Below are 15,673 nucleotides of genomic sequence, written 5' to 3'. Positions count from 1 at the left end.
AACCGTCAGCGCTCAAGGAAGATGTCCTTCGGGATGAAACCGGTGACGACCTGCGTGAGGTCGACGACCTCGCTCACCCGGAAATCGACGGCGATGCTGGCGAGGGAAAGCGCCTTGTCGGGCGTCAGCCCCTTCTGCTCGACGAGGAACTCCACCACGAGGCGGGTCGCCTCCCGCGCGGCGCGGTCGAGGTCGAGATCGATGCCCATGATCAGGTAATGGGTCGGGGTCTCGGCGCGAGGGGCCGGGATCGTCACCCCCTTGTGCACGACGAACCGGAACACGCCGGTGAGCGACTGCTCGATCGCGGTGCCGCTCACCTCCCCGTCGCCCTGCGCACCGTGCCCATCGCCCGCGTAGAAGAGCGCCCCCGGGTGGAAGACGGGGAGATACACCGTCGTCCCGGCCGTGAGATCCTTCACGTCGAGGTTGCCGCCGAAGGCGCCCGGCGGACGCGATCCCTGGACGCCGGGCACCGTCACGCCCGGCTCGCCCACGACCGGATCGGGGGCGACGGCGAGGATCCCCATGAAGGGCGCCAGCGGCACCTGGATGTCGGGCGAGAAGAAGGCGACTTCCCGACCGTCCACCTCTCCGGTCCGGATCAGGTGACGGGCGGGCGGCATGTCCAGCGCCTCGTCCTCTTCGCGGGCGCCGGGATAGCTCGGGGAGAAGACCCCGCCGCGGCCGCTCGTGGAGTTCACGCCCCACGGCACGCGCGTCTCGACGTCGAGGACCTGGATCTCGAGCATGTCGCCGCGCTCGGCCCCCTCGATGTGGATCGGGCCGGTGATCACGTGCCCGCTTCGCCCCTCGCGGGGACGGCCTTCGCGCGAGGCCCAGAAGTCGATGACGTCGTCGAGGATCTCCTCGCGCGGCACGCCGAGCCCGGTCAGAAACTCGACGGGGTCCTCGTTCTGCGTCGCGCCCACATGGGTCAGGGTCTGCATGCGCACGGTTTCGCCCGAGGCGATCCGCAGTACCGGTTCCTTGTCGATCGGGAACCAGCCCCAGTTGAGCGTCTCCGGCCGCGACGGAAGGAAGTGGTCCGCCTCGATCTCCCCGGCCGTCGCGCCAACCGTCCGCTCGTTCGTCTCGTTCGTCGGCGGCGCGCACGCCAGGACGAGCGTGCATCCCAGTGCCGCCAGGCTCGGCCTCATTTGACGCGACATGGAACGCTCTCCCACGCTGAAGGTGAGCGTGTACAGTGGATCTTCCCGTTCCGGGAGGCAACGACCCCGGACAGAACGCAGAGGACGGCGATGAAAGACGGCATCCGGCGCGCGATCTTCCTTCTTGCGGTCCTTCTCTCGGCGTGCGCGGAGCCGGAAGCGGGCGCGCCCGGAGAGGCCGGTGCAGGCGGTGCGGACGCTGTGCCATCGTTCGAGGTGGATCCGGGCTGGCCGCGCGAGATGCCGGACCTCTGGATCATGGGATCCATCACGGGCGTGTTCGTCGACGCGCGCGATCACGTCTGGGTGACGCACATCCCGGAGTCGCTGACGCCGGAGGAGACATCCGCCGTGCAGGACCCGCCGATCGGCACGTGTTGCGTCCCGGCCCCGGTCGTGGTCGAGTTCGACCCCGAGGGAAATGTCGTCCAGGGCTGGGGCGATCCCGCCACGCAGGACATCGCGGAGTTCCCGCGGAACGCGCACGGCATCTTCGTCGACCACAACGACGACGTGTGGGTGGGCACCTACCGGCACCACCGGGTCATGAAGTTCACGCGCTCCGGCGACCTCATCATGACCATCGGCCGCTACGACGAGAACGCCGGCAGCGACGACACCGAGCTTCTCGGCGGCCCCGCCGGCATCTGGGTGGACCCCGAGGACAACGAAGTCTTCATCGCCGACGGCTACCAGAACCGCCGCGTCGTCGTGTTCGACGGCGAGACGGGCGCCTACCTGCGCCACTGGGGCGCCTACGGAGAGCCGCCGGACGACGCCTACGAGTACGACTATGCGGGGCGGGGGCCGGACTCGGAGCCGCCCCGCCAGTTCTCCACCGTGCACGGCCTCATCGGATCGAACGACGGCCTCATCTACGTCGCCGACCGCCGCGGGAACCGGATCCAGGTGTTCGATCAGGAGGGCGCGTTCCGGGCCGAGAAGATCGTGGCGCCCGCCACACGCGCCTCGGGTTCGGCCTTCGTCGTCGCCTTCTCTCACGACCCGGAGCAGCGCTGGCTCTACCTCGCCGACGGCACCAACCACAAGGTGTGGATCCTGCGCCGCAGCGACCTCGAGATCGTCGGCGAGTTCGGCCGCGGCGGACGCCAGCTGGGCCAGTTCCTGCGTCCGCACGGGATGAGCGTGGATTCGCACGGCAACATCTACGTGGGAGAGGCCTCCACCGGCCGGCGGATGCAGCGCTTCACCCTCCGTTGAACCGGAGCAGGACCGGGACCAACCCGTTTCGGAGGCTCAGGCACGACCATGTGTGCAGCGAGCCCGGTGAGCGGTGGATTCACCGGGTGGCGCCGTTTCACACCTCGGGAGACCCGGTCATGCTCCTTCGCCACCTCCGGGAAATCGTCGCCGCCATGCCACGTACCCACATTGTCACGGCGACGGACGAGCACCTGCACGCGGTCTGCCGAACCCGGCTCGGGTTCCGCGACGACCTGGAGTTCCGATGGTGTCCGTCGGAGGGCGTCGCCCACGTCACGTCGACGTCGCGCGTCGGTCTCTTCGATTTCGGCGTCAACCGGCGGAGGGTGGAGCGCGTGCGCAGGCAGCTCGAAGAGCTCAACTCCGGGGAATCCCAACCGACGGGACGGGGCGTGCAGTGCGTCACACCGAGTGGCGACGCTTAGGAGATCCGGAGTTCCGTTCCGGCGGGATAGGTGGGCCTCTTGCGGTGGGGCGCCCGTTCGCGATCAAACAGGCCAGGCAACGTACCCTGCGCTTCTCGCCCTTCCCGTTCGGATCGTTTGACGTGGAGGTCGCCTCTGTGCTCCATCGGAATCAGTGCGTGCGTGCGGAGTTGCGATCGATGGTAGTCCGTCTTGTCGGACATGACGAACGCCTCGACTTCCTCAATCGTGACCCAGCGGTCCCCGCGAAACTCACGCCTCAGGGCGTCCTGCAAAGGCCTGAAGTTCGGCTCAACACCGAGGGCGAGTTGTTCCGTTTGCCCTCCGTGGAAGGCGAAGCCACCGCCCGGATCGACACTCCAGATAGCAGCCTTCATCTCGTTCGACGCCCTCGGGTGGCGACTTGCATGGAAAATGCTGTACCTGTGCTGCCCCCGATCGTAGAGATCGAAGTGGACCACGTGCTCCGCGCCCGCCTGTCGGAGTTGACGCTTGTATAGCTCGAACAGGCTGCGGCGACGCTCACGGCCATCATCAAGATCGACGTACGCTCTCCAGTCATCACAGCCGTAAAGTGAGTCCAGCGGATCAGAGAACTCGCTGCTGCCCCGGAACCGGTTGATGTGCTCGTACATGACGGAGATGTAGATCTCGCTCTTTGGGTGAGCCAGGATCCGGGCGATAACCTCCATCGGTGTGTCGGAGACCCCTAAGGGATCGACCATCGCAAAGCATGGAGCGAGCGTCAGACCGGCGTCGGTCAGGGCGTCGAGCTCCTTTGCCAACGTCTCGTCGAAAGCACCACGGACGACTTCGACGGATCTCGGAGGGAGTTCCAAGGCGAGGGGTTGAAGGAGTCGTTCGAGGTGTCGCGCTCGATCTTCGTGTTTCTCGATGAACACGAACCGGACCTCGGCAGTTATCATCTTCCTCGCCGAATGCTCACGAAACGCGTTCAGGGCGATGACAGGCGACCCCTGCTCACCTCCCCTGTACTCGCCTGGCCCCGCGAAGCCGTCGAGGAAGAGGATTCTCCCCTGCGTCTGACCCAGGATCGGGAGCCACGCCTTCAAGTATTCTTTCAGAACAAGGTGCTTGCCGAGTGAGTGCGGTTTGAGCTCCCAGACTGTCTCGCGTGGCGCCGACATCAGCCGACGGAAGCGGCAGCCGGTGCCGGAGTCATGACCGAGGGGAACTCGCTCCACTCGCGTCCGTCAAGGAGTCGACCGCCGGCCTTGGGCGTGAAGCCTCCCCATTGCTTGAAGAAGAAGGGCACGGACTCCCGCTGACACTGCTCGCGGATCGTGCGCGTCCAACTCGATGCCATGGGTCGATGATTCGGTCCGCTCTCGCCTCCGACGATGACCCAGTGGATGCCCTCGAGATCGAGTCTCAAGGGGCCCAGTAGCGGCTCGCACGAAAGGAAGCGTACTGCGGCGGGCACTCGAATCAGGTGGGAGCGCCGGTAGGCGACTCTCTGGTTTTCGATCGAAGTGCCCAGCCAGATGTGGGATGGGATCTCGGTGTGCCCCAACTCGTCGCAGTGTGTGGCCCAGAAGGCGGCCGCCCGCGCCGGTCTCTTGGTCAGCACCTGATAGATGTGGCGGTCGCAGGTCAGCATGACTTCGAAGATCCTCCGCACGAACTCCTGCGGGATGTCCTTGTGGAACAGGTCGGACATGGAGTTCACGAAGATCATCCGTGGCTGGGACCAGCGTTCGGGTTGCCCGAGACGTTCGGGCCACAGCCTCACGGCAAACGGATCTTCTGCGTTCTCCTCCGTTTCGACGGCGGGCCGACGCCGCAGATAGGTATGCCTGAGTCGGCGACGGGCGAACGCTGCCGCGTAACAGTTGTCGCAGCCGGCGCTTACCTTCGTGCATCCGGTAACCGGATTCCACGTAGCGTCGGTCCACTCGATGGCTGTTTGTTCACCCATGCGTGGCGTTCCTCTGAAAGCGAATCTCTGGATTCACGATACCGAATAAAAACCGAACTCATCCGCATCGCAACCCTCGCGTGAGGGTCTAAACCATGCGCTGGCAATCAACATACGAGTGCACTTCAACCACGAATCAACAAGTCAGCCGCGGTTTCCCTCGCCCCAGGCCGATGTGAGCGGCTCCCCGTCGATGAAGCGGCCGGGGCGGAACGGTGTGAGGTCGATCTCGGGGGTCTCGCCGCAGATGACGTCGGTGAGCGCCTCGCCGATCGGGGGGCCGAGCTTGAAGCCGTGGCCGCTGCCGCCGAAGAAGGCGTAGTAGCCGTCGAGACCGGACGCCGGTCCTACGATCGGGTGCCAGTCGTCCGTGATCGTGTAGAGCGAGGCGTAGCCGCCCAGGTGCCGGGCGCGGGAGAGAGCCGGGATTCGCTCGAACAGCGGGCGCTCGATGCGTTCGCGCATCTCCGGATCGAGACCCGGGTCGCAGTCGTCGGGGTCCACCGGCTCGATATCCTTGGGCGCCCCAAGTCCGGCGATGATTCGATCTTCGCCGAAGGGTCTCAGGTAGACGCGCAGACCCGGATCGGAGACGACCGGGAGTTCGTCGAAGTCGGCCGGCTTCTCCACGAACAGATCGCTCTCGCGGCTCCAGCGCAGCGAGTACTTCAGGCCGAGCCAGGAGCCGACCTGCCCCGCCCAGGGGCCCGCCGCGTTCACGACGACATTCGTCGAGATCGTCCCGTCTTCGGTCTCCACGGCCACTGCTTGATTTCCATGCAGGCGGATGCCCGTGGCCGCGACGCCGGCGCGGGGCTCGAGTCCCCACGGGCGCGCGGCCGCTACCAGGTTCTCCGTCGTGCGCGTGGGATCGGCGTAACCCGAGCGCGGCTCGAGGATCCCGTACGAGACACCGTCCAGCGAGAGCGGCGGCGCCAGTTCGGCTACTTCCTCGGCGGCGAGGCGTGCGACCTGGAGCCCGTGCCGCTGCTCCGACTCGAGGATGTGCTCCCCGGCGGCGCGCAGGCGCTCGCCGATGAGGAGCAGGAAGCCGATGGGCCGGAACCCGCAGTCGCCGCCGAGCAGGTCCCGGTCGTTCTCGAACATGTGAAGAGCCCGCTTCGCGAGTTCGAGCGTGATCGGGTTCGAATAGTACGTGCGGACGATCGCGGCGGAATGTCCCGTGCTCACGCCCGCCAGCCGTCCCTTCTCGAGCAGAACGACGCGCCCGAACCCCCTCTTGGCGAGGAAGTGCGCGGCGCTGGCCCCCATGATCCCGCCCCCGATGACGACGGCATCGGCGGTCTTCGCTGCCGCAGTCATCGTCCCGGTGATCGGCGGAGCCTCCTCGTCTCCGCGAGGTCGACCGCCCACTCCCCCGGTTTGATGGCCACGCCGTAGGCTTCCCGGGCCCGGGCCCGCGAGATCTTGCCTTCCCGCGCGTCCCGGAGCACGTCCTCCGGATCCCGTTCGTGCGCCGGCCCGAACCCGCCACCGCCCGCCGTCTCGATCCGCACCCGGTCGCCCGTCGCCAACTGTACCGTCGCCTTCGAGCCCAAGTCCCGCGCCTCGCCGCCCGAGATCAGCCCGTAGCTCGCAACCTTCCCGTCGTCGCCGCCGTGCAGGCCGTGGGCCGGGAACCGCGCCCGGTCCGCCAGCGTCGTGAACGTGGGCTCGTGACCCACGAACTCGTACTCGCGGCAGAGCGCGAGGCCACCCCGCTGCCGGCCCGCCCCCTCGGAATCGGGAACGAGACTGTATTCGTGGATCCGAACCGGATAGTTGAGTTCGGTCTCCTCGATCGGCGCGTTCTGCGTGTTCTGGATATGGGTCTGGACCGCGTCCGGGCCGTCGGCGTCGTGCCGCCCGCCATAGCCGCCCGCGAGCGTCTCCAGGAAACAGTAGTACTCCCCGGTCGCCGGATCCTCGCCCCCGAACCCCACGTGGCAGATCATCCCCTTCGTTCCCGCGGGAACGCGTTCCGGCATGGGATCCGCCAGCGCCCGGAACATGATGTCGCACAGCCGCATCGCGACTTCCCACCCGCCGACGACCCCGGCGGGCGGCTTCACGTTCACCGCCGACCCTTCCGGCGCGACGACCTCGATCGGACGGTAGAACCCCTCGTTCAGCGGGATGTCCGGATCGACGAGGCACTTCAGCACGTAGACGCAGGCGGTGAAGCACTGCGTCAGGTTGCAGTTCATCGGTGCCGCGCGCTGCGGGTCGGTCCCCGTGAAGTCGAAGCGCGCCGTCGCGCCGTCGAACCGGATCCGGACCTTCAGGCGGACGGGCTCGCCTGTGATCCCGTCGTCGTCGAGACACCCCTCCGCCGCGAACTCTCCCCGCGGAAGCTCCGCCAACTCCGCCCGCAGCCGCTGCTCGCTGTACCCGATCATCCGCTCCATGTAGGAGCCCAGCGTCGCCGTGCCGTAGCGTTCCCACAGCGCGGAGAGCCGCCGCAGCCCGATCTCGTTCGCCGCGTGCTGCGCGCGCAGGTCGCCCGCCACCTCCTTCTTTGCGCGCACGTTGGCGAGCATGAGCTTCAGGACATCGTCCACCAGGTGGCCACGGTCGAAGAGCTTCACGACGGGGAGGATGATCCCCTCCTGGTAGATCTCGCGGAACGCCCCGATGCTCGCCGGCGCCCCGCCTCCCACATCCACGTGGTGACAGCAGTTGGCCACATATCCCACGAGCGCGCCCTCGTGGAAGAACGGGGCGATGAGAAAAACGTCGTTGAGGTGGCTCGCCTGCCGGTGCGGATCGTTGACCAGCAGCCCGTCCCCCGGACCCAGCGTCCCCTCCCCGTGCTCCGCCTCGTACTCGGCCACCGCGCGCGGGACCAGCCGCCCGATCGTCACGAGGTGCGCGGGCTGGCAGAACGCCTGCGCGATCATCCGCCCGTCCGCGTCCACGAAGGCGCACGAATAGTCGAGCCGCGTCTTGATGTTCGTCGAATAGGCGGTGCGCTGGAGCGTGACCGACATCTCCTCCGTCGCCTCTACGAGCGCGTTCCGGATCACCTCGAACAGGACCGGATCCACGGCGCCCCCCGTGCGGCTCTCAGGCTGCGGCATTGGGGCCCCCGGTTCGAGTTTCGAGACGCGCCCCGACCCACAGAATCAGGATCGTGAGCGGCAGCCCGACGAGGATCGGATCCAGTTCCCAGATGATGACGACGGCCCCCACCTCGCGGATCGCCCCGAACGTCTGCCACACCGCCTGCACGGCCGCGCCAATGAGCATCGCGGCCATCACCGTCCGCGGCGCCCGCCGGAGCGAGGGGAAGAGGACGATCCCGATCAGCGCGGGGGCCACGGAGGCCCCCATGATCCGCCCTCCGATCCAGAACAGTTCGATGAGAAGCGGCAGCGCAAGGTAGAGGACGGCCGCGAGCACCCCCACGAGGAGGACGTTCAGGCGGTACACCCACAGTTGCCGGACGGCGCTCGCCGTGGGCGCGATGAACCGCGCGTACAGGTCGAGCGTGAAGTTGGAGGCGATCGTGTTGATCGTGCTGGAGAGCGTCGACATGCTCGCCGCGAGCACGCACACAACGACGAGGCTCGCGAGTTCGTTCCCCGCCGCCCCGAAGGCGAGCGTCACGAAGGCGTCCTCGGCCGCCAGGCCCGGTCCGTAGACGGTGCGGGCGACGATCCCGATGAGCGGCGGCGTCATGTACCAGATCGAGGCGATGACCCCGCCGTACAGGAACCCCCGCCGGGCCACATCCGCGCTCCGGGCCGCGAAGCCCCGCTGGATGAGCCCCTGGTATGCGCCGGTGATCGCGAGTCCGATGATGATCCAGGCCAGGACCTGGGTGACGCCCGCCCTCCCGAAGATGTCGATCAGCGCCGGATCGAGGCCGGCGCTCAGTTCGCCGATCCCTCCAGCCGCGGCCAGCCCCGCCACGAGCACCGCGATCGAACCGGCGAGGATGATGAAGAACTGGATCGCGTCCGTGGCCATCACGGCCCACATGCCGCCCAGGAAGACGTAGACCGACGTCACGCCGAGCCAGAGGAGGAGCGACTCGGCCACCGAGATACCGAGGATCGCCGTGGTGACGAGGGTCAGCGCCCCGATCGTCCCCGCCGTCACCCCCATGTCCCGGAGGATGACGAGAAGGAGCGAGACGATCCGGTGCCGAGGGCCGAAGCAGCGGCCGAAGAGTTCCGGGATCGTGATGACGCCGGTCTCCCACAGCCGCGGGATGATGAAGTACGCGATCCAGATCGTCCCCAGCATGAAGGAGCCGCCGCTCCAGTACGCGTCGAGGCCGAAGTCCGCGCCGAGCGCCGATATCCCGATCAGCGTGGTCCCGTTGATCCAGGTGGCCGCGACGGAGAAGGCGATGAGCCAGACTCCCGAGTGGCGCCCGGCCACCGCCATGTCCTCGACGGAGCGCACCCGCCGCCGGAACCAGACACCGATCCCCAGCATGAGGGCGAGGTAGGCCCCGATGAGCCACCACGAGAGCTGCATCCCCTCCGTCATGGCTCAGCAGGCTTCGCGCCGGGAGCGGCGGATGCGACCGCGCGTCGGCCCGCGAGTTCTACGTTGAGAGGGCGCTCTGCGATGATCGTACGCCGGTCTCCTTCCCGTTGTCCCGCGGCACGAAGCGGGCCGCCATCAGTGCTCGGCAAGCCCTTGCATTCAGTTCCATGAAGCGTTAACGGATTCTTGTCCCGGGAGCGAGTCCCGGGAGCGAGTCCCGGGAGCGAGTCCCGGGAGCGAGTCCCGGGAGCGAGTCCCGGGAGCGAGTCCCGGGATAATGAACATCTTCAGACCCGGGAGGCACGATGTCCTACCTCAGACTCTTCCTCTTCGCTGTGTCCGCCGCCGCCTCAATCGCAAAAGCGTTCGTGGCACCCGTGGCTCCGTGGGCCACTCCGCGTGCATCGAGGTTCCGCCGGATCGTGGCGGTCGGACTTGCCGTGGCGCTGCTGGTTCCAATTGTGCCGCGCAGGCACCTAAACGCAAAGATTGTAGATCACGACTACGACCGTGCCGCCCTTGTCGAAGTCGAAGAGAACGCGCGCGCGGTGGCGGTCACCCTTCGCTGCCCCCCATACATTTCAAGCCAATCCTGGATGAGCCCCGATAGGGGCCATCTGACATTTGAGATCTGCGTTCCGTTCAACCTATCGTTCGGCGCGATAGATCTTGTCTCCTGCAGAATCTGCGGGTGTGACTACGAAATGGAGAGCGGACGGATGCTGATATCAATCATGATAAGCGATTGCTCCGGGGGCGTGACAATTACGAATCCCAATCCCGCAGACGACTGTGAGTCGTATTGTTGAGTGACGTTCGGCGAGGGAGAGTGTCGGTGCTGCGCGGACGCCGGTTTCTCTTGGCCGCGGCGGCCACGTGGGTGGCCAGTGCGTGCGCAGGAGGAAATCCCGGGGGCGAACCTAATGTCGACGTCGGTTCGAGCCGTAGCGTCGTGGCGACCGAACTCGTACGGGAGCTGCCGCCCGGCGGCGAACTAGCCGAGGAACTGTTCCTCGAGAGGGCGAGCGGATTCGACCTGTTCGGCGACACGGTGGCGATCGCGGACAGGCTGGCCGGACGAATCCAATTGTTCCGGTCGACAGGAGAGCACCTCGCAGCCCTTGGGGGTCCACTGGGGCCGGGCGACCCCGAGATCCTGGAGTCTCCGGTCCGCGTCGAGTTTGCTCCCGATGGAACTTTGTGGGCAGGAGACCGCGCGCGTAGCGTGATCGCGGGGTTCCCGCCAGGAGGCGGCGAACCTCGTATCGCACGGGTTTGGCCAGCCACATCTGCGGCTACATTCGGGGTCGACCGCGTCCTCGGACCAGTCGGTCTCAGCGCCCAAGCCGGTTTCCTGCTTACGGCGTACGCGGCGGGCGACGGACCGCTGGACATCCCGCTCGACGTTCCGATACCGGAGGAACTGGCCATCCATTCGGGCAACCCGAGCAGCTTCGTCAACAGACTGGACCGGACCGTGACGGTTTCGGGTTGGCGGCGAGGGGAGGTCATTCTGCTGGACGGGAGGCGCATCATCCTCTGGCGCGTCCAACTCGAATACGAGCCGCCCCGAATCGTGGATATCTCGCGTCTTCCGCTCCCGGAATGGCTGGTCGAGATCGCGCGGGCTGACCTCCGGGTGATGGAGCAGGCCTTCCCCGGCGCAACCGCCTCCGCATTCAAGGATGTGAGGGCCGGTTCCCTCGGAGTGTGGCTTACGCCCGGAGAGCCGGCGATCGATGGGGCGTTCATACCCTACGATCCGAACGCCCGCACGACGGTGCTGTGGCGGGATCCCACGCGGCGCGAGGCTTGGAGGGTCCGCCTCTTGGACGACTCGGCGTGGCTCATGTTTCCGGCCAGTCTCCAACTGTTCACGATCGCGGACGAAGACTGACCGCACCGCGCCGGACGACCACCACCGGCTGCTACCCGGCCAGCAGCCAGCCCCAGAGCGCGATGTAGCCGAAGCCCAGGAGCACGAGGATGAGCAGCGCGAGCCACGGGTTGAGGCGCGGGAGCGCGATCCGATCCATGCGGCCCGGATCCGGCGGGTCGGCAGCCCGCCGCTCCGTGGGTGGCCCGCCGGATCGCCCCGCGGATGGGGAGGACCCGGTCACGGAGCGCCGTCCGGAGAGACGAGGAGGTTGCCGAACTCGTCCACCTCGGCGCGATAGCCCGCATGGAGGAGCGTCGTGGAGTCCACCTCCTCGATGACCGCGGGACCGGGCACGACGTGGCCCGCCGACAGCCGCGCCCGGTCGTAAATCGGGGTCTCGACAAGACCGCCGGCGTCGGAGAAGAAGACCCGCCGCGTCCCCCGTTGGGCGTCCGAGATGCCCCTTCCGCTCGAGCCGATCCTCGGGAGCTGCGGGCGCGCGATTTTGCCGATCGCCGTGACCGTGAAGTTCACGAGTTCGACCGGCTCTTCGGGGTACCCGTGCCCGTAGGCCCGCTCGTGCTCCGCGTGGAAGCGGCGCACCGCGTCGGCCAGCGTAGCGGCGTCCAGCTTAGCGGCGTCCATCCCGCCGCCCGCCCGGTCACCGGTCGCTTCACCCGGCAGCGTCACGGCCACTTCGGACGACTGCCCGGCATACCGCATCTCGATCCCGCGCCGGAACTCCATGTCCGCCTCGGCCACGCCTTCGCGCCGGAGCGTGCGGCGGCCCTCCCCCTCCATCGCCTCGAAGAGCTCCCGGATCCGCGCGGTGAACCCGGCCCCCGCAACGTTCGCGTCATCGGCGGCCATGACCCGGGTGCGCGAGAACTCGTGGCGGAGGTCCGTGACGAGGAGGCCGAGGGCGGACGCCGTCCCCGGGCTCGGAGGCACGACGAGCGTCGGAATCTGCATCTCCATGCACAGCCGGTTCGCGTGCAGCGGTCCGGCCCCGCCGAAGGCGACCATGGTCAGCTCCCGCGGATCGTTGCCCCGGCGCACGGTCACGAGGCGCAGCGCGTTGATCATCGTCGCGTTCGCGATCTCGATGATCCCGTTCGCTGCCTCGACCGGGTCCAGCCCGAGCGGCTCGGCGCAGCGCTCGCGGATCCCCGCCGCGGCCGCCTCCACGTCGAGCGGCATCTCGCCGCCCAGAAAGTAGTCGGGGTTCAGCCGGCCGAGTACGAGGTTCGCGTCCGTGATCGTCGGCTCGGTTCCCCCTCGCCCGTAGCAGATGGGTCCCGGGTCCGCACCCGCGCTTCGCGGCCCCACGCGAAGCCCTCCTCCGGCGTCCACCCAGGCGAGGCTTCCCCCGCCCGCGCCCACTTCCACGAGATCGATGACCGGCGTGCGGATCGGGTAGCCGGCCGCACGCGTCATCCCCTGCCCCGGCTGCGCCTGCGCGCCGACCTCGTACTCCTTCGTGACCCGGGGACGGCCGTCGAGCACGAGACCCGCCTTCGCCGTCGTCCCTCCCATGTCGAACGAAATCAGGTCCGCGTGGCCGAGCCGCCCCGCGATGAAGTTCGCGGAGACCACGCCGGCCGCCGGACCCGACTCGACCATGAACACCGGCTTGCTCGCCGCCTGTTCCGCGGTCAGCACCCCGCCGTTCGACTGCATGACGAGAAGCTCGGCATCGAGACCGGCCCGACCCAGCCCCTCCTCGATCCTCGCCAGATAGCGCGCGACCACGGGGACGATGCAGGCGTTGATCACGCACGTGCTCGCCCGGAAGTACTCCCGGAATTCCGGACACACGCTCGATGAGAGGGAGATTAGAAGCTCCGGATCTTCTTCCCTCAGGACTTCGGCCACCCGCTCTTCGTGCGCCGGGTTCGCGTAGCCGTGCAGGAGACACACGGCGACGGACCGGACCCCCTGCGCCTGCAGCGCCGCGGCGATCTCCCGGACGGCGTCCTCATCGAGGGGCCGGAGGACACCGCCCGCCGCATCCAGCCGCTCCGGCACCTCGTAGCACAGGTCGCGCGGCACGAGCGGGCGGAGCTTTTCGAAGTGGACGTCGTAGAGGGAGGGCCGGACCTGGCGGGCGATCTCGAGCATATCGCCGAAGCCCTCGGTCGTCATGAAGGCCGTCTTCGGCGTCTTCCCCTCGATGAGGGAGTTGGTGGCGACCGTCGTGCCGTGGACCAGGTGGGAGACGGCGCCGGGATCGACCGCGCCGTCCTCGAGCGCGCGCGCCACCGCCGCCATGAAGCCGATGGAGGGATCCGCGGGCGTGGAAGGGACCTTCGCCGTATCGATGCGCCCCGTCTCTTCACAGATCAGGACCGCGTCCGTGAAGGTGCCGCCCACATCTATCCCGAGGTGGAACCGGTTGCCCGTCATCGCGCCTGCAACGTTCGACGCGGGCGTTTCCCGTGACAAGGCACCGGGGTGCGCGACCCGGTGCGCCGCCGCCTGCCAAGTCTGGACGCTGCGGTCGGCGTCCGTAGGTTGGGAATCGTGGAGATATCGCCGTGGATCACCCCCTCGTGCACCCACCGGAGGAGGCCTCATGGACCGCAGATCGTTCGTTCGAGCCGGACTGGCGGGAGCGGGGATGGCCGGACTCGGCGCCGCGTTCGACCCGGAGCGGCTGGCCGGGAGCGCCGGGGCAGCCAGCCGCGGGCTCTCCGCAGAGGCGGACGGGGATGTCGTCATCGTGAAGGACGTGCCGGTCCCCATGCGGGACGGCCTCGAACTCATGACGGATCTCTACCTGCCGGCCGTGGACGGCGTCCCGCTGGAGGAGCCGCTCCCTGCCGTCCTCGCGCGGACTCCGTACGACAAGATGCGCCCGATCTCGATCGAGCACGCGATGTTCTTCGCGCGGAACGGGTACGTCTCCGTCGTCCAGGACTGTCGGGGGCGCTTCAACTCGGGGGGCGACTTCTTCCCCTTCGTGCAGGAGCCGGAGGACGGCCACGACACGGTCGAATGGGTCGCCCGGCACCCGTCCTGCGACGGCCAGGTGGGCACGTACGGCGTCTCCTACCAGGCGTGGATCCAGTTCGAGACCGCGACGCTGAACCCGCCCGGCCTCAAGACGATGATCCCGTACGAGGGGCCGACGAACGCCTACACGTACAGCATGAAGTGCGGCGGCGCCCTGGGTCTGGGGCTGCTGCAGTGGATCCTGTCCGTCGCGTCGAACGGGAACGAGGCGCGGGCGAACCCGCAGATCACCGAGGCGATCAACGAGATGCGGACCGGGCAGACCTTCCTCGACTGGGCCTCGCGCATCCCGTGGCGGCGCGGAGAGACGCCGCTCAGCCTGGCGCCCACCTACGAGGAAGCCGCGTTCCAGCTCTACTTCGACAACTACGACTACAGCGACTTCTGGCGGCAGCCGGGGCTGGGCATGGACGAACACTTCGAGTCGTACCCGGACATGCCGATCCTCTGGGTCGTGGGCTGGTTCGACTGGTATCCCCGCACGATCAGCGACGGATACCAGGCGATGGTGCGGATGGGGCGGGAGAACCAGCACATCCTCATCGGCCCCTGGACGCACAACAACTTCGCCTCGTCGATCGGGGACGTGAACTTCGGCACCGAGGGCGCCCGGGTCGTCACCTACGACGACTACCTGAACCTCGAACTCCGCTGGTTCGACCGCTGGCTGAAGGACGACGACAGCGCCGACGTGTGGCCCCCCGCGAAGTACTTCATCATGGGGGGCGGCGACGGCCGGAAGGCCGAGAACGGGCGCCTGAACCAGGGCGGGGAGTGGCGCTACGAGGAGAGCTGGCCCCCTGCCGCGGCCCGGGCCACCGAGTTCCACCTGCACGAGGGAGGAGGGCTCGCCCCCGAGGCGCCTTCCGCGCGCGCCTCAGCGACGACCTACACCTACGACCCGCGCAATTCGGTCTCCAGCAACGGCCGCTGCATCGTGGCCTACGGACCCGCGCTCGAGTTCGGGTTCCAGGGGATGGGCCCGCGCGACCAGATCGAGATGGAGACGCTGCCCGGCCACGGGATCCCCGGCATGCCGATCGCCTCCCGCCCGGACGTGCTCGTCTTCCAGACGGATCCGCTCGCCGATGACCTGACGATCGCCGGAGACATCACGGCGGTCCTCTTCATCTCATCCGACGCGCCGGACACCGACTTCTACGTGAAGCTCCTCGACGTCCATCCGACGAGCCCGGACTACCCGAGCGGCTACGCCTTCCCGGTCTCCGAGGGGATCCTCCGCGCCCGCTACCGTGACGGGTTCGAGCAGTCCGTGCTCATGGAGCAGGGCGAGGTCTACCGCCTCGAGTTCCCGCTGGAACCGGCGGCGAACCTCTTCAAGGCGGGACACCGCGTCCGGGTCGATGTCTACAGCAGCAGCTTCCCCAACTTCGACATCAACCGGAACACCGGGAATCCCCGCGACCGCACGTGGCGCATCGCGAACAACACCGTCTACCACGAGGCCGGCCACGCCTCGCACGTGCTGCTGCCCCTGATGCTCTAGTGCGAAGAATTC

General features: G+C 67.8%; 12 protein-coding genes. 5 read left to right on the top strand and 7 right to left on the bottom strand.

All coding sequences use genetic code 11. From position 1 onward, the window contains the following. Positions 1 to 5 precede the first annotated feature (5 nt). Complete coding sequence (locus tag ACQY5G_RS06805) at positions 6 to 1,172, bottom strand: acetamidase/formamidase family protein (protein ID WP_428278219.1); 1,167 nt, start codon at positions 1,170 to 1,172, stop codon at positions 6 to 8. Between the two features lie 90 nt (positions 1,173 to 1,262). Here ACQY5G_RS06805 and ACQY5G_RS06800 point away from each other — a divergent pair, with 90 nt between their 5' ends. Beyond that, positions 1,263 to 2,393, top strand: a complete 1,131-nt coding sequence (locus ACQY5G_RS06800; RefSeq protein ID WP_428278217.1) for a hypothetical protein — start codon at positions 1,263 to 1,265, stop codon at positions 2,391 to 2,393. Positions 2,394 to 2,512: 119 nt separating this feature from the next. Further along, positions 2,513 to 2,821 (top strand): DUF1499 domain-containing protein, encoded by a 309-nt coding sequence (locus ACQY5G_RS06795; RefSeq protein ID WP_428278215.1) that lies wholly within the window; start codon positions 2,513 to 2,515, stop codon positions 2,819 to 2,821. Here ACQY5G_RS06795 and tcmP read toward each other — a convergent pair. The 5 genes from tcmP to ACQY5G_RS06770 form a co-directional block, all read right to left on the bottom strand. Then, the gene (tcmP, locus tag ACQY5G_RS06790; protein ID WP_428278213.1) at positions 2,818 to 3,894 is read right to left on the bottom strand and encodes a three-Cys-motif partner protein TcmP; all 1,077 of its coding nucleotides are present in this window, start codon (positions 3,892 to 3,894) and stop codon (positions 2,818 to 2,820) included. The two genes, ACQY5G_RS06795 and tcmP, sit on opposite strands and share 4 nt — an antisense overlap. Positions 3,895 to 3,968: 74 nt before the next feature. After that, positions 3,969 to 4,760, bottom strand: coding sequence for a DUF5131 family protein (locus ACQY5G_RS06785; RefSeq protein ID WP_428278211.1), 792 nt, complete (start codon positions 4,758 to 4,760; stop codon positions 3,969 to 3,971). 144 nt (positions 4,761 to 4,904) lie between these two features. Then, positions 4,905 to 6,083, bottom strand: coding sequence for an NAD(P)/FAD-dependent oxidoreductase (locus ACQY5G_RS06780; RefSeq protein WP_428278209.1), 1,179 nt, complete (start codon positions 6,081 to 6,083; stop codon positions 4,905 to 4,907). After that, positions 6,080 to 7,840, bottom strand: coding sequence for a hydantoinase B/oxoprolinase family protein (locus tag ACQY5G_RS06775; protein ID WP_428278207.1), 1,761 nt, complete (start codon positions 7,838 to 7,840; stop codon positions 6,080 to 6,082). The genes ACQY5G_RS06780 and ACQY5G_RS06775 overlap by 4 nt, the downstream gene beginning before the upstream one ends. Continuing rightward, the gene (locus tag ACQY5G_RS06770) at positions 7,827 to 9,260 is read right to left on the bottom strand and encodes a sodium:solute symporter family protein (protein WP_428278205.1); all 1,434 of its coding nucleotides are present in this window, start codon (positions 9,258 to 9,260) and stop codon (positions 7,827 to 7,829) included. Before ACQY5G_RS06770 ends, ACQY5G_RS06775 begins: the two co-directional genes overlap by 14 nt. A 305-nt stretch (positions 9,261 to 9,565) precedes the next feature. Between ACQY5G_RS06770 and ACQY5G_RS06765 the strand changes: the two genes are divergently transcribed. Both ACQY5G_RS06765 and ACQY5G_RS06760 read left to right on the top strand, forming a co-directional pair. Beyond that, a complete protein-coding gene (locus ACQY5G_RS06765) occupies positions 9,566 to 10,069 on the top strand; it encodes a hypothetical protein (protein ID WP_428278203.1) in 504 nt (167 codons plus the stop codon). Between the two features lie 143 nt (positions 10,070 to 10,212). Then, entirely contained in the window at positions 10,213 to 11,157 is a 945-nt protein-coding gene (locus ACQY5G_RS06760; protein ID WP_428278201.1) for a hypothetical protein, read from the top strand. A gap of 219 nt (positions 11,158 to 11,376) precedes the next feature. Here ACQY5G_RS06760 and ACQY5G_RS06755 read toward each other — a convergent pair whose 3' ends face one another. Next, positions 11,377 to 13,545, bottom strand: coding sequence for a hydantoinase/oxoprolinase family protein (locus tag ACQY5G_RS06755; protein ID WP_428278199.1), 2,169 nt, complete (start codon positions 13,543 to 13,545; stop codon positions 11,377 to 11,379). 169 nt (positions 13,546 to 13,714) lie between these two features. Between ACQY5G_RS06755 and ACQY5G_RS06750 the strand changes: the two genes are divergently transcribed. Continuing rightward, entirely contained in the window at positions 13,715 to 15,661 is a 1,947-nt protein-coding gene (locus ACQY5G_RS06750) for a CocE/NonD family hydrolase (protein WP_428278197.1), read from the top strand. Positions 15,662 to 15,673: the final 12 nt, after the last annotated feature.

The sequence above is a fragment of the Candidatus Palauibacter sp. genome (assembly GCF_965261555.1).
GTDB lineage: Bacteria > Gemmatimonadota > Gemmatimonadetes > Palauibacterales > Palauibacteraceae > Palauibacter.
The sequence above is the reverse complement of the archived record's forward strand: the minus strand, read 5'-3'. Positions and strand labels throughout refer to the sequence as shown.

Excerpts from the sequence above, each read along its gene's own strand:
- ACQY5G_RS06750 (WP_428278197.1), top strand. The coding sequence starts at position 13,715 with ATGGACCGCAGATCGTTCGTTCGAGCCGGACTGGCGGGAGCGGGGATG.
- ACQY5G_RS06775 (WP_428278207.1), bottom strand. The coding sequence starts at position 7,840 with ATGCCGCAGCCTGAGAGCCGCACGGGGGGCGCCGTGGATCCGGTCCTG.
- ACQY5G_RS06765 (WP_428278203.1), top strand. The coding sequence starts at position 9,566 with ATGTCCTACCTCAGACTCTTCCTCTTCGCTGTGTCCGCCGCCGCCTCA.
- ACQY5G_RS06785 (WP_428278211.1), bottom strand. The coding sequence starts at position 4,760 with ATGGGTGAACAAACAGCCATCGAGTGGACCGACGCTACGTGGAATCCG.
- ACQY5G_RS06795 (WP_428278215.1), top strand. The coding sequence starts at position 2,513 with ATGCTCCTTCGCCACCTCCGGGAAATCGTCGCCGCCATGCCACGTACC.
- ACQY5G_RS06805 (WP_428278219.1), bottom strand. The coding sequence starts at position 1,172 with ATGTCGCGTCAAATGAGGCCGAGCCTGGCGGCACTGGGATGCACGCTC.
- ACQY5G_RS06800 (WP_428278217.1), top strand. The coding sequence starts at position 1,263 with ATGAAAGACGGCATCCGGCGCGCGATCTTCCTTCTTGCGGTCCTTCTC.
- ACQY5G_RS06780 (WP_428278209.1), bottom strand. The coding sequence starts at position 6,083 with ATGACTGCGGCAGCGAAGACCGCCGATGCCGTCGTCATCGGGGGCGGG.
- ACQY5G_RS06770 (WP_428278205.1), bottom strand. The coding sequence starts at position 9,260 with ATGACGGAGGGGATGCAGCTCTCGTGGTGGCTCATCGGGGCCTACCTC.
- ACQY5G_RS06755 (WP_428278199.1), bottom strand. The coding sequence starts at position 13,545 with ATGACGGGCAACCGGTTCCACCTCGGGATAGATGTGGGCGGCACCTTC.